This window comes from Enterococcus sp. AMC1623, assembly GCF_058216495.1.
Genome location: NZ_CM177096.1, coordinates 2,302,418 through 2,315,598, shown reverse-complemented (window position 1 = coordinate 2,315,598; position 13,181 = coordinate 2,302,418). Strand labels below are relative to the sequence as shown.

Genomic DNA, 13,181 nt, shown 5'->3' with positions numbered 1-13,181 from the left:
CTTTAAAAACCATTATTTTCCGCTAATTGTTTATACCAAATACCACTTTTTTTCAAACTACGGGCAAAATTATTCTCTAAATCCACACGATAAAAACCATAACGATTACGATAGCCATTTAACCATGACCAACAATCAACAAAGGTCCATGTATGATAGCCAAAGCAATTGCTTCCTTCTGCAATCCCTTGATGAAGATATTCTAAATGTTCTTGCATAAATTCAATGCGATAATCATCTTGAATCATACCATTTTCCATAAAACGTTCTTCATCGGCAACGCCCATGCCATTTTCGCTGACATACCAAGGTAGGTTGTTGTAGTCATTTTTCATCATAAGAGCGACATCGTAAAGTGCTTTTGGATAAATTTCCCAGCCACGATAAGGATTAATTTTCTTTTCTGGCCAATCGTAATGTCCGTATAAATCACTCGGCATTTTTGCTGGGAAGGCAGGATTTTCTGGAGCTTGTACACGTCGTGGTTGATAATAATTCAACCCAATAAAATCAATTGTATTCTCTGTTAACACTGATTTATCTGTTGGTTGAGTGACAGGTGTTAACTCATGTTCTTTAATCAATGTAATTAATTCTGCTGGAATTTCGCCATGAACAGCAGGGTCAAGGAAACTACGCGTATTTAATAAATCAGAAGCCTCTTTTGCTTGTAAATCTTCTTTAGAATCACTGCGCGCATAGGCTGGCGAAATATTTAAAATCAAGCCAATTTGTCCATCAGGTAACACTTCTCGAAAAGCTTTCACAGCATAGGCATGCGCCATTAATGTGTGGTAACCTACTTGTACTGCTTTCTTGAAATCAACAATTGCTGGGTAATGAAATTCAAATAAATATCCACATTCAATATGCACAAGTGGTTCGTTAAAGGTTGTCCATTTTTTGACAATATCGCCAAATAATTCAAAGGCTGTTTTTGCATAAAAGGCAAAAGCATCGACGGATTCACGTATTTCCCAGCCGCCTTTTTCCATTAACCACATAGGCATATCAAAATGGAACAAATTAACAATTGGTTCTACACCATAGCGAATCATTTCTTGGAAATACTCACGATAAAAAGCCACCGCTTCATCGTTAACCGTTTTTCCATCAGGAAGCAGACGGGTCCAGGCAATTGACGTACGCAGTGAATTTAACCCGATCTCTTGCATTCGTTGACAATCTTCTTTATAAAGCTCATACATATTAGATGTATCGGCAGGACCTTGATTGTCGTTGAATTTTTCAGGATTCGTTTGGTACCAATAATCCCATGTCGAAGCTGACTTGCCATTTGTTAAACTATGTCCTTCTGATTGCGGTGCTGAAATGGCGGCACCCCACAAGAAGTTCTCTGGAAATTTTTTCATTTGTTTTCGTCCTCCAAAAAATTAGCGATAGAATCACGCCATAAAATATCATTGTTACATACATAAGTTGTTGCTGTTAAAGGTTCTTTTGCTTGAATTCGTTCAATCATCCGTTTGGCCGCTAATTGACTAATTTCTTTAATAGGTTGTCGTAGGACAGTTAATTTAGGATAAACGATTTCACTTAAATCAAAGTAATCGAAGCTGGCAAAAGAAATATCTGTGCCAATTTGTTGGTCACTTTCATATAGTGCTTGTAAAGCACCGAGAGCCATTTTGTAATTACACACAAAGACGGCAGAAACATCCTGTGTCAATAATTGCTGCATGTTTTGATAACCACTTGCTTTCGAATAATCACCAAAATAAATGGTCGCTGTTACTTGAGGGTGCTTGTTCACTGCTTCTTGAATACCTGTGAGGCGTTCTTTGGCGATAATATCTTGTTGGGGTGCAGCAATGATACCAATATGTTGATGTCCATAGGCGATAATCTTCTCCATCACGGCTTGAGTACTTTGTCGATTATCCATCACAATCGAATCTACATTATCTAAAGACAGAGGGATATTAATCGAAGCAACAGGAATAGTCAAAGCTTTGATATATTGCTGGTCAAGTGTCGTTGGCTCAATTTCAAACAATAAAAGTCCATCAATTTGTCGTGCCATTAGGAAATCTAATTTTTCTTTTAAACGACTGGCATCATCTCGTAAAGCACTGACAACAATACTGTATCCTAACTTTTCTAGCTCATCTGAAACGGTCGCAATAAAGGTCGCAGAAAATTGATTTTGGACATGATTCATTAATAATCCAATCGAACGAGTTTGTTTATTTTTGAGTCCCCGTGCCAAAAAGTTCTCTTGATAATTTAGTGTTTTGATAGCAGTTGCAATTTTTTCCATATTTGTCGGTTTTAATTGATGCCCATTTAAATAACGCGAAACACTACCTACCGACACACCAGCATGAGCCGCCACTTCTTGAATTGTTGCCATACCATTCCTCCATTCTGCTCTATTTTTGAATCGATTCAAAAATAGATTAGCATAAATAAAAATAAATGAAAACCCTTTTTTCAAAACATTGTAAAATTTTTGTAGTTATTCAAGAATTTAATTTACCTATTGACTTTAGGAAAACAATTCTGATATATTCATTACAACTTCATAAATAAACACTGTGAGAAAGAAAGTAGTGAATTCGTTTTTTTCGTTAGAGAGTCTCGGTAGCTGAAAAGAGATAAAAAAATAGATTCAACGAAAATGGCTTTTGAGTGGATTTTCTGAATAGTTAAGAAGATACGGTTTGCTCCGTTAAGCAGCAACAGTCTCCACGAATTGTGGGTACTGATGAAGGTAGTATTTGTGAGAATACTACGTTATAAGGTGGTAACGCAGAGTAATGCCCTTAGATGTCTTAGGATGTCTAAGGGCTTTTTTTTATAAAATAAAAGGAGAGATAATAATTATGACTATTCCATTTCGTTGGGATCAAGTAGGAAGTTTCTTACGTCCAGAAGAATTAAAAGTAGCACGCGCAGCCTTTAAAGAGGGAACTATTACGAAAGAAGAATTGACTGCAGTGGAAGACAAGGCGATTATTGCATTGATTGAAAAGCAAAAAGAAGTAGGCTTACAAGCAGTTACAGATGGCGAATTTCGTCGTCGCTGGTGGCATCTTGATTTTATTGCGGGGTTGAATGGTATTACCGTCTATGATTTTGAAACCACTGCTTTTGGTTTAAAAACCGAAGCACAAGGTACCTATGTGAGTGGCAAATTATCTTTTGATTTAGCGCATCCATTTTTGGATCACTTCCGCTTCACAAAAGAACATGCTGGTGATGCAGTTGCCAAACAAACGATTCCTGGACCGAATATGATTTTTCTCGATTCATTTATTTTATCGAAACAATACAATGAAAATCCAGTCTATGAAACCAAAGAAGCCTTTATTGAAGATTTAATTGCAACCTATCGTGAGGTTATTCAAGGATTTTATGATGCAGGTTGTCGTTATTTACAATTAGATGACACTAGTTGGGGCGGATTATTCGATGATCGTTTCCGTGGTTTGATTGCCAATAATGGCTATGATCCAGACGAGCTGATTCAAGAATTTGGAGATATTACTGAAGCTGTGTTAGAAGGCAAACCGGATGATTTAGCAGTTACATTCCACTTTTGTAAAGGGAATTTTCAGTCTCACTGGTTGTATAATGGCTCTTATGATAAGATTGCGAAGCGACTATTATCAATTGAAGCATTTGCAGGCTTTTTCTTGGAATTTGATGATGAACGTTCAGGTAGTTTTGAACCATTACAAAATATCAAAGACCAACGTATTGTTTTAGGTTTAGTGACAACGAAAACACCAGAATTAGAAGACAAAGTAGTCTTAAAAGCACGAATTAAAGAAGCAAGTCAATATGTACCGTTAAATCAATTATGTTTAAGTCCGCAATGTGGTTTTTCTTCTACTCATGAAGGAAACAACGTGAGTGAAGACGATCAATGGAAAAAATTCGCATTAATTATTGAAACAGCTAAGGAAGTATGGGGCGACCAATAGTTGCTCTATCGAAAAATAGGAGGAATAAAATTATGGCAGAAGTAGAAAGTTTCACCCTAGATCATACAAAGGTAAAAGCACCTTATGTGCGTTTAATTGCAGAAGAACATGGTACTAAAGGCGATGTTATTGCGAATTATGATTTGCGCTTTTTGCAACCAAATGAAAAAGAAATGCCAACAGGAACCATTCATACATTAGAACATTTGTTAGCTGACTTATTGCGTGACCGATTGGAAGGAATTATTGATATTTCGCCATTCGGTTGCCGTACAGGTTTCCATTTAATTACATGGGGTGTACCAAGTGCTACTGAAGTTGCGAAAGCATTAACGGAAGTATTAACGATTATTGTGAATGAAACAAAATTTGAAGATATTCAAGGCGTATCTGAAAAAGAATGTGGAAATTATCGTGACCATTCGTTATTTGGTGCAAAAGAATATGCCAAATTGGTAATAGAACAAGGCATTAGTGATGATGCGTTTGAGCGCAATGTAGTTAAATAAAAGCTCATGTCATTCCCTTGGGAAAACGAGGCAATGGGTAGGTAGCAGCAAGGGATTTTTTTAGCTGAAATACAACAATGTGACGCATATTGTTGAGGAGGATGACAGGTGGGATATTTTTCAGAATTAGTTGATAAAGTTGTTTTAGTCATTGGAAGTAAACAAGGCATTGGCGAAGCTGTCGTAGCAACCTTTTTAAAAGAAGGCGCGCGGGTAATTTCTGCGGATATTGGCTTTGAAGAAGAGCAATTGACAAAAATAAACGAGCAGCTTTACCATGTACATTTAGATATTAGTCAAGAATCTGCGCTTCAAAACCTTGTGGAACAATTAGAGAATGACCAAGTGATTCCCGAGGTATTTGTGGATGTAGCTGGAATTTCCACCATGGATTTTCTAACTGAAAGTAAAACTTCTGATTTTGATAAGGTACTCGCTGTTAATACTCGAGGTGCTTATTTAAGTAGTAAATATATTGCTAAATTAATGCAAAAACATCAGAAAAAAGGGCGCATTCTTTTTATTGCCTCGCAAGCAGGAAAAAATGGGTATCGAGGGATGTCAGCTTATGTTGCTTCTAAACATGCAGTATTGGGCTTGTGTAAAACCTTAGCATTAGAAGTAGCCAATCAAGGAATCTTAGTTAATGCTGTTTGTCCAGGAATTATTGAAACACCGATGAAACATCGTGAGCGCATTGAAGGAGGAGCCATTCGTGGCATGACAGCACAAGAGGTTCTTGAAGAAGACAATAGTCAAGTACCTCTAGGACGGACAGGTACGCCACAAGATGTCGCCAATGTTGTTTTATTCTTGGCAAGCCCGTTAGCTAGTTATATGACAGGGCAAGCAGTAAATGTAACAGGCGGTATGACAATGAATTAAAGGAGCGAATCAAATGAAAAAATGGTTAAGTGGTTTATTGATAGCAAGTGTCCTTTTGCTAGGGGCTTGTGGCAATCAAGAAAAAACAGAAGAAACTAAAGAAGCGTCAAAAGAAGAAACAATTCGAATTGCTTCAGTTGGACCAGATGCAGAAATTTGGCGCTTTATTGCAGAATCAGATGCGGCGAAAGAAGCGGGAATTAAACTTGAAGTGCAAGACATAACAGGTGGCGCAATTACCAATAATGCCGTTGCGGATGGTGATGCTGATGCGAATGCCTTTCAATCGATTGGTTATCTTGAAAGCTTTAACGCAGAAAGTCCCGTTAAACTCGTTCCTGTAGCAACAACCTATATTGAACCAATGGGAATTTATTCCAATAAATTCAAATCTGTAGAAGAAATTACAGATGGTGCTACGGTTGCGCTAGCTGACAATCCATCAAATACGACACGAGGTTTACGTGTATTAGAATCAGCTGGTTTGATTAAACTAAAAGATGATTTTGATGATGGAATTGGTACGCCAGATGATGTGGTCGAAAATCCTAAAAACTTAGAATTTACATTAATTGATGATTTGACTGGTCCGCGTGTGTTACCGGATGTTGATTTAGTGTTAATTAGCAATACGATTGCTTTTGAAGGCGGTCTAAATGTGTTGGAAGATTCTATTTATCGTGAAGAAGCCGATGCAACCACCCGTAAAAGTATCAATATTATTGCCGTTAAAGAAGATCGGGCAGATGAAGAAGCACTCCAAAAATTAGGCGAATTGTACCATGATCCAAAAGTGCAAGAATTTGTAGCTGAAAAATTTGATGGAACAAAAGTAGAAGTCGATGAACCAGTCAGCGATGTATGGGAGGACTAAAGTGAAAATTGCAGTTGTTGCCGCAATGGAAGAAGAGTTGGCACCATTTCGGGCGAACTTTGCTACAACCGTTGTTTGGCGTAAAGGAAAAACCGTTATTGAACAAGTGAATGAGTCATTGTACCTAGTGGAATCAGGCATTGGCAAAACCAATGCTGCTGCTACGGCGGCTTGGCTTTGTGAAAAAATTCAACCAGATGTAATTATTAATACAGGAACAACGGGTTCTTTTCGTTCCGATTTTGCATTAGGTGATGTCGTCTATACGGACAAATTTGTTTATAGTGATGTTGATGCAACCGGATTTAACTATGCGTTTGGTCAAGTACCACAAATGCCAGCTGATTATCCTGTGGCTGAAGAATGGTTAGCTAAGATTGAAGAAGCGCTCAAAGATGGTGCAATTACTGCGCATTTAGGAACGATTGTGACGTCAGATTCTTTCATGAGTGATACGCAATCTATTGCGGCTATCCGCCAAGTCTTTCCAACGATTGCTGCTTCAGATATGGAAAGTTGCTCTTTAGCTCAAGTAGCAAGTTTTTATGAGATTCCAATTGTCAATGTGCGTGGGATTTCCGACCATGTGGGGGATGCAGCACCCGATACATTTGACGATACGCTAGATCATGCCGCAGAGCAAGCCTTTCAAGCAGTGAAGATTCTTTTAGAACAATGGGGATAAAAAAACTGGTGTCGATTGGCACCAGTTTTTTTAATAGTGGCAAGTGGACAATTTTTCTAACGCGTGTTAGACTAACGTGTGATTAGAAAGGATGATTGTCATGTTTTACCAATCCTATTTAAAATTTATCAGAAAAGCAGCTCTTAACAAGTGAAGATGAAGCATTGTTAAGAGCACGCGTTAGATACTTCATCAAAAAGGACGAGGTTTATTTGTGGTGTCCTTTTTGATGAGTGATAGATAAAGCCGTGGACAATGCGTCTACGGCTGTTTGTTTGTACAGATAAAGAAATGGAGAGAAAAAATGCTAAGTTTAATTAACATTACCCAACAATTTGGAGATAAAATTTTATATGAAAATTTGAATCTACAAGTCAATAAAGGCGAACATGTCGGTTTAATCGGACAAAATGGTGCCGGAAAGTCGACGTTAATCAAGATTATTACAGGAGAACAATTACCCGATGATGGACGTGTAGAAATTGCGAAAAACTGTCATATGGGGTATTTAGATCAATATGTTCGAGTGAACGAAACGTTAACGATTGAAGAATTTCTGAAAACAGCTTTCCAGAAAGAATTAGATATTGAGCAAGAAATTACCGAATTGTATACAACCTATAGTGAAACGTTGGAAGATAAACTATTAGAACGCGCGGGTCGTCTGCAAACACAACTCGATCAAGGAGAATTCTATCAAATGAACACCTTGATTCAAGAGATGGCAACTGGTTTAGGCATTGATGTGTTGGGTTTAGATAGTTTATTAAAGAATTTAAGTGGTGGACAACGATCAAAAGTTATTTTAGCCAAATTGTTATTGGAAAAACCCGATATGTTGGTTTTAGACGAACCAACGAACCATTTGGATGACACCCATGTGCAATGGTTGACTGATTTTTTGAAAAGCTTTAATGGGACCTTCCTTGTGATTTCACATGACCGAGCTTTTCTAAATGATATTACAACTCATATTGCGGATATCGAATTCGGACAATTAACTAAATATACAGGAAATTTAACAAAAGCGTTGAAACAAAAAGAAGCGAATCGAGAAAGTTATTTACGCCAATACGAATCGCAAAAACGTCATATAGAAAAAACCGAAGCATATATTCGTAAATATAAAGCTGGGTCACGTTCAACAATGGCAAAAAGTCGTGAGAAGCAATTAGATAAAATTGAGCGTTTAACCCCACCAAGTGATACGGCGAAACCAAATTTTCAGTTTCCTTATAAACCTATTGTCAGTACCTTAGCATTAACCACAGATGCGTTAGTGGTAGGCTATGATAAGCCATTGTTAAATCCGATTAATTTAACTATTCGTTATGGAGAAAAGATTGCGATTCGTGGTTTTAATGGTATTGGAAAGTCCACTTTATTGAAAACACTGATTGGCGAAATTCCAGCTATTTCTGGAGAGTACCATTTCCCAGCCAATACGAAAATTAATTATTTTTCTCAAGAATTGGTTTGGGAATCTCCCTTAGAAACACCTCTGCAATACCTAGGTAATTTATACGAAAAAGCAACAGTTAAAGATTTAAGACGCCAATTATCAAGAGCTGGGCTGGTTAATCAACTGGCTCAAGAACCATTGAAAATGTTAAGTGGTGGAGAGCAAACCAAAGTAAAATTAGCACAAATGACCATGACAGAAGGCAATTTATTGATTTTGGATGAGCCGACCAATCATATCGATCAAGAAACGAAAGAAAGCTTACAAAAAAGTTTGGCAGAATATGAAGGAACCGTTATTGTGGTATCTCATGAACAAGATTTTTATGAAAATTTTGTAGAACGTGTCATTGAAATCGAGGGATAAGCAAATGTTTGAACAATTCAAAGATTTACATTTAACTGTAATGGAGTTACCTGTTGAGGTGCTTGAAGATAAGCCCGTTTATTCAGGTTATCTTAGAGAGCTGCCATTCATTACTGGAGAAGGGAATTCCAAAGTAGAGATGTATCGAAAGTTGATGGAACATTATCAAGAATATGTGGAAAGTCAAGTTGTCGAAGAATCTACCGAGGAAATGACCTCATCGCTATTAAGTGTTGAGCAGTTATTGAAATATTATGATGGTGAAGTATTTGATGGATTTGAGATAGATACCGAGAAATAAATAAGATACATGAGGCGCCTGTTCTGACACAGCGCCTCATTTTTTGTGCATAAATGTTTCATTTAAAAAGTCTTCAATATTTTTTAAATCTTTATTGGATAAAGAGGGATAGACATGGATAACAGGGGAGTGACCCAAGTCAGTGTTTTGGAAAGTACTGATAATTACATCAGATTGGTTTACATTTTCCACAAAAAGCACATTATATCTCAATAAAAAATAACTAATACGTTTTTCCATAAATGAGCGATGTGTATGAGCAATATCCGAATGAACAAATAATTTTACAGTTGGATTAAACGCTTTGGGATCAACCAAGGAGGTGCAAATCAGAAAAAGTTTAAATCTAAGGTAATCGCTACCGTTAAATTGGTTCGATTTTGTCTCTAATTCTTCCCAAAACTGGGTGAATTGCTGTTGATAAAAAGGAAAATCTTCATTGAAACTATTAAAATTAGTAAGACCAAACATACTTAGCAGAAAATTATTCACTAAAAACATGGTGTGAAATAGGATATGTCGGTCTAATGAAGCGGCTAAAGTATCTGTTTCATCTTCTGTTAAGGGACGAAAATATTTTTCAAAGGTAGTCAAACATAAGGCGATATCTTCTTCAAAAATATAGGGCTTTATCGTTTGAAGGACGTTATCGTTTGGGATGAAGTTCGTAGCATACAGCGTCAACAAGAAGAAGTCCCAATCAATTTCAGTCCATTCTGGGAGAAAGTCTGGTCTTTTCGTATTAAAATGATAAGAAGAATGGTAACGCATGGTAGGCTCTTCTAAGGTTACGCCACCATAACGCTTACTATTTTGTGAGATAATCAAAACGAATAATCCAAAAAATTGCTGGTTGTCATCAGTGGGCTCGATGTCCAAATAAGCAAAAACTTGTTTCGTAAGCTGTACATATTTTTCTATCTCTGGAAACCATGTTAAACGATCCAAACGTCGGTGAACCAAGAAGAAATAATATTGATAATTGGAACATATTTTACTGACAGGTCCGGAAAGTGTCATTTTATCGGATAGAGAGATGCGCAATTGTCGTTGGCTTAACAGGTTATTTAAGCGTTGTAAATAGCGAGCAAGCGTTGATTTTGAGATATAATGTTGTTCGCAAAAATCATCTGTAATGACTTCTTTGTTTAAAAATAGTGCCTGATAGATTTTATAACTCAAGTCATCCACAAAAAAATTTTCAACTAAGCGTTGTAGATCAATACCTTGATGGATAAGCTTGATGCCGTAACGTGTATTGATGACAAGTTCAACTTCATTGTTAGGATAGATTTTTTCAAAATCTTCCTTCAATTCTAAACATGTTAAACGTACATTATTTAGAGTGATGTCCCCCAAATCATGCGCTAATTGCTGCATAGATAAAAAGTCCTGCTCATTATCTAAAATTTCAATGATTTCAATTTTTAAAAAGAGTTTTGTTTTTAATCTCTTCATCGCGATTAGCTATTTAATCATTCGAAATACAAACAATAAATAGGCTCAATCCTCCATTCTTCACTATAATTATCTGTATTCTAACAAATTTTTATAGAATAAGAAACTATTCATGTGTTGCTGGTAACCAAAAGAAGACTCAGTAAAATTTTCTGAGTCTTCTTTGTAATTATAGGATATATTGAATGAACAAAATACTGAAACCAATGAAGCAAAAGCCGATACCTACCCAGCGAATGATTTTTTTTGTTGGTAAGAAAGGGATACGAGAACGTTTTTGGTGAGTGTTCTTTCTTTTCTCATCCGGCACAATAGGGATGAAAAATGACATTAATAAGAAAATCAAGCCTAATAGAGCGATTCCTAATGCGAGAATGGTCAATTTCGTAATTTCGACGACATTAACGATTTTTGCTAAAAAGGTATGTTGATCAATATTTTTTTCAATCGGCGATGTCACTTCACGATAAGAAGCCATAAGAGGAGCGACACTATCTGATATGACAGGTAAGGCTTCCGTTAATGTCAGCTGGTTATCTTTTAAACTAAACGTGGGCTGTTCTCCTTTTTTTACAACAGCATACCAATCGTTTTCTACTTGAATCGTCTGTTTATTCAACTCTTGTTGTCCTGCAGAAATGATTTCTTTGTATTCATAATTATCAAATACTTGTTCCGTCAAGGTATTACTTATGGGAAATACGGCTTGTTTACTCTCGGGTCGTAATACGTCACCGACTCCCATAATCACCGTAATAACACGTAAGCCATTTTGTTTTGCAGTAGTGATGGCGTTGAATCCAGTTGTTGATTGGCTTGTTTTGAGACCATCTGTCCCTTTAAAGGCAAAAGGGCGACTATACAACGAGTCATTATCTGTTTCAAATGTTTCTTCATACAAGGAATCTGGTAAAACCGTAAAAGAAAGTTCTTTGGTTATGTCTAAAATCGAAGAGAATTCACGAATCAAATGATAGACGAGAATGGCTAAATCTTTAGCTGTTGTTAGATTACCTGCATCAAAATCATAGCCTTCTGGTTGGTAATAGCCATTGAATTGAACAGCCGGTATGCCTGTGGCCGTATTGAAAGTCGTTTGCGTCATCCCCAATTCAACCGCTTTATTATTCATCTGGGTGACAAAGCGACTATCTTGCTCTTCTAATAAGTTGGCAAGCATCAACGTAGCGACATTCGATGAAGGCACAACCGCTAATTTCAGTAAATCACGTACAGTATATTCAATTCCTGCAATAATATTGTTGTTGTTTAACGATTGAATTTGACCAATTGCTTCGTCGTTTTGGGTAGCAATGACTTTTTTGTCTAAGCTTAACTCGCCTTGTTGAATGGCTTCTAAAGTTAAATAAATCGTCATTAAATTAGACAGTTCAGCAGCATCAATGCTTTTAGTCGCGTCTTGTTCCCAAAAAATTTGTCCGTTTTCCGCTTCAATAACAATGCCTGTTTCTGGTAAATCTGTTTCGGGAATATTGTAATTATTTTGAGTGACTTGCTCAAGTAACGTCTCTGCAATCACCGGTTTTGTGGTGGTGCATATATAGAAAAAAGCCAATAGACTAAATAGAAATCCGATTTTTTTCGTTTTCAAAATAGTTCTCCTTTGAATGTAGTTGTAACTATTATTTTAGCATAATTTTAGAAAAAAAGAGTCAACGACACAGTCTAGCGTCATTGACTCAACTGTTTATAAGAATGGCAATATCCAGTTTGCCCAAAGCCAACTAAAAGGCATAACCAAAATCATTGCGGGAATCATATCGGCTGTGGGAAACATTTTGACATGAATCATTCGAAACCCTGTTGCTACCATTAAAAAACCACCACACGCTTTGAAATCTAAAATCATATCGGGCGTTGTTAATGGGAAAATGAGTTTAGCAGCGTAGAATAGCGCACCGAAAATAATTAATTGTGGAATGGCGATGATTGACACTACAAAACCTAAATTACACGCAAAAATGGCCGCAGTAAAAAAATCCAAAATTGATTTAGAAACTAAAATCGAATGGTCTCCAGTCATTCCTGAATCTAAACTACCATAGATGCCGGTTCCACTTGCACAAAACAAGACGATAATCGTAACAAGTGAACGGATAAATTCCTCTTCATCCATCGTTGGTTCTGATGGAAAAAGTCTAGCGATGGGACGCTGCATCAACAGAGCACCTTGATTAATTTTATCGCCAAGTCGACACATCAACCCTAATCCAGTTCCAATCACTAAGGCAAAAATAACTGCTGGCATGTATTTCATCGGTGCAATGGCATAGATCCCCATACCCATCGAACAAACGCCAAAAATCATCGTCAAATTAGTTTTAAATTCCTCACTAAGGTGATGACCAAGTAGTCCGCCAAGAATTCCTCCTAATAAAATTGCACCTGTGTTAATTAACACCCCTATTGGCATTTTCTTCCCTTCTTTCACTCGATATTGCTTTAGTCTAGCAAATGATTGATGAATTTATCAATAGCAAACTAGAAATTCGAATTTACACTATTTTAACGTTGTTAACAAAATAGCTACAATCTTCACTGACTCTTTTCATAAATTTTGTCGGAAATTAAAAGAGCTTTGTTACGATTGGGTCATCAAATTATGAGGTGAAAAAATGAAAATTTCAAAAAAAATTACACTTTTAGCATTAGCTAGTTCAGCATTAATTC

Annotated in this window: 12 protein-coding genes; 7 read left to right on the top strand and 5 right to left on the bottom strand. The window is 36.7% G+C overall.

All coding sequences use genetic code 11. The features are described from left to right. Window positions 1-2: 2 nt before the first annotated feature. Together AC4BC7_RS11220 and AC4BC7_RS11215 are read right to left on the bottom strand one after the other, a co-directional pair. Window positions 3-1,373 (bottom strand): glycoside hydrolase family 1 protein, encoded by a 1,371-nt coding sequence (locus AC4BC7_RS11220; protein WP_490502885.1) that lies wholly within the window; start codon window positions 1,371-1,373, stop codon window positions 3-5. Beyond that, a complete protein-coding gene (locus AC4BC7_RS11215) occupies window positions 1,370-2,374 on the bottom strand; it encodes a LacI family DNA-binding transcriptional regulator (protein WP_207871834.1) in 1,005 nt (334 codons plus the stop codon). Before AC4BC7_RS11215 ends, AC4BC7_RS11220 begins: the two co-directional genes overlap by 4 nt. A gap of 469 nt (window positions 2,375-2,843) precedes the next feature. Here AC4BC7_RS11215 and AC4BC7_RS11210 point away from each other — a divergent pair, with 469 nt between their 5' ends. The 7 genes from AC4BC7_RS11210 (at window position 2,844) to AC4BC7_RS11180 (ending at window position 9,032) form a co-directional block, all read left to right on the top strand. After that, the gene (locus tag AC4BC7_RS11210; protein ID WP_490504428.1) at window positions 2,844-3,950 is read left to right on the top strand and encodes a 5-methyltetrahydropteroyltriglutamate--homocysteine S-methyltransferase; all 1,107 of its coding nucleotides are present in this window, start codon (window positions 2,844-2,846) and stop codon (window positions 3,948-3,950) included. Between the two features lie 32 nt (window positions 3,951-3,982). After that, window positions 3,983-4,459 carry an S-ribosylhomocysteine lyase gene (locus AC4BC7_RS11205; protein ID WP_207871833.1) on the top strand — a complete coding sequence of 159 codons (477 nt, stop codon included), beginning with the start codon at window positions 3,983-3,985 and terminating at the stop codon, window positions 4,457-4,459. A 108-nt stretch (window positions 4,460-4,567) separates the two neighbouring features. Beyond that, complete coding sequence (locus AC4BC7_RS11200) at window positions 4,568-5,344, top strand: SDR family oxidoreductase (RefSeq protein WP_207871832.1); 777 nt, start codon at window positions 4,568-4,570, stop codon at window positions 5,342-5,344. A 13-nt stretch (window positions 5,345-5,357) separates the two neighbouring features. Continuing rightward, a complete protein-coding gene (locus AC4BC7_RS11195) occupies window positions 5,358-6,218 on the top strand; it encodes a MetQ/NlpA family ABC transporter substrate-binding protein (protein ID WP_207871831.1) in 861 nt (286 codons plus the stop codon). A gap of 1 nt (window position 6,219) precedes the next feature. Then, the gene (locus tag AC4BC7_RS11190; RefSeq protein ID WP_207871830.1) at window positions 6,220-6,903 is read left to right on the top strand and encodes a 5'-methylthioadenosine/adenosylhomocysteine nucleosidase; all 684 of its coding nucleotides are present in this window, start codon (window positions 6,220-6,222) and stop codon (window positions 6,901-6,903) included. 304 nt (window positions 6,904-7,207) lie between these two features. Further along, window positions 7,208-8,731 carry an ABC-F family ATP-binding cassette domain-containing protein gene (locus AC4BC7_RS11185; protein WP_207871829.1) on the top strand — a complete coding sequence of 508 codons (1,524 nt, stop codon included), beginning with the start codon at window positions 7,208-7,210 and terminating at the stop codon, window positions 8,729-8,731. Window positions 8,732-8,735: 4 nt separating this feature from the next. Further along, on the top strand, window positions 8,736-9,032 hold the full coding sequence (locus AC4BC7_RS11180; RefSeq protein ID WP_490502884.1) for a hypothetical protein: 297 nt from the start codon (window positions 8,736-8,738) through the stop codon (window positions 9,030-9,032). A 36-nt stretch (window positions 9,033-9,068) separates the two neighbouring features. On the opposite strand, the gene AC4BC7_RS11175 is transcribed toward AC4BC7_RS11180, so the two are convergent. The 3 genes from AC4BC7_RS11175 to AC4BC7_RS11165 form a co-directional block, all read right to left on the bottom strand. Continuing rightward, a complete protein-coding gene (locus AC4BC7_RS11175; protein ID WP_490502883.1) occupies window positions 9,069-10,490 on the bottom strand; it encodes a helix-turn-helix domain-containing protein in 1,422 nt (473 codons plus the stop codon). A 169-nt stretch (window positions 10,491-10,659) separates the two neighbouring features. Then, a complete protein-coding gene (locus tag AC4BC7_RS11170; RefSeq protein ID WP_490502882.1) occupies window positions 10,660-12,102 on the bottom strand; it encodes a DUF1958 domain-containing protein in 1,443 nt (480 codons plus the stop codon). 96 nt (window positions 12,103-12,198) lie between these two features. Next, window positions 12,199-12,924 carry a DUF554 domain-containing protein gene (locus AC4BC7_RS11165; RefSeq protein WP_490502881.1) on the bottom strand — a complete coding sequence of 242 codons (726 nt, stop codon included), beginning with the start codon at window positions 12,922-12,924 and terminating at the stop codon, window positions 12,199-12,201. Window positions 12,925-13,181: the final 257 nt, after the last annotated feature.

Coding starts and splice junctions, on each gene's coding strand:
- AC4BC7_RS11220 (WP_490502885.1), bottom strand. CDS start 1,373: ATGAAAAAATTTCCAGAGAACTTCTTGTGGGGTGCCGCCATTTCAGCA.
- AC4BC7_RS11215 (WP_207871834.1), bottom strand. CDS start 2,374: ATGGCAACAATTCAAGAAGTGGCGGCTCATGCTGGTGTGTCGGTAGGT.
- AC4BC7_RS11205 (WP_207871833.1), top strand. CDS start 3,983: ATGGCAGAAGTAGAAAGTTTCACCCTAGATCATACAAAGGTAAAAGCA.
- AC4BC7_RS11195 (WP_207871831.1), top strand. CDS start 5,358: ATGAAAAAATGGTTAAGTGGTTTATTGATAGCAAGTGTCCTTTTGCTA.
- AC4BC7_RS11185 (WP_207871829.1), top strand. CDS start 7,208: ATGCTAAGTTTAATTAACATTACCCAACAATTTGGAGATAAAATTTTA.
- AC4BC7_RS11180 (WP_490502884.1), top strand. CDS start 8,736: ATGTTTGAACAATTCAAAGATTTACATTTAACTGTAATGGAGTTACCT.
- AC4BC7_RS11175 (WP_490502883.1), bottom strand. CDS start 10,490: ATGAAGAGATTAAAAACAAAACTCTTTTTAAAAATTGAAATCATTGAA.
- AC4BC7_RS11165 (WP_490502881.1), bottom strand. CDS start 12,924: ATGCCAATAGGGGTGTTAATTAACACAGGTGCAATTTTATTAGGAGGA.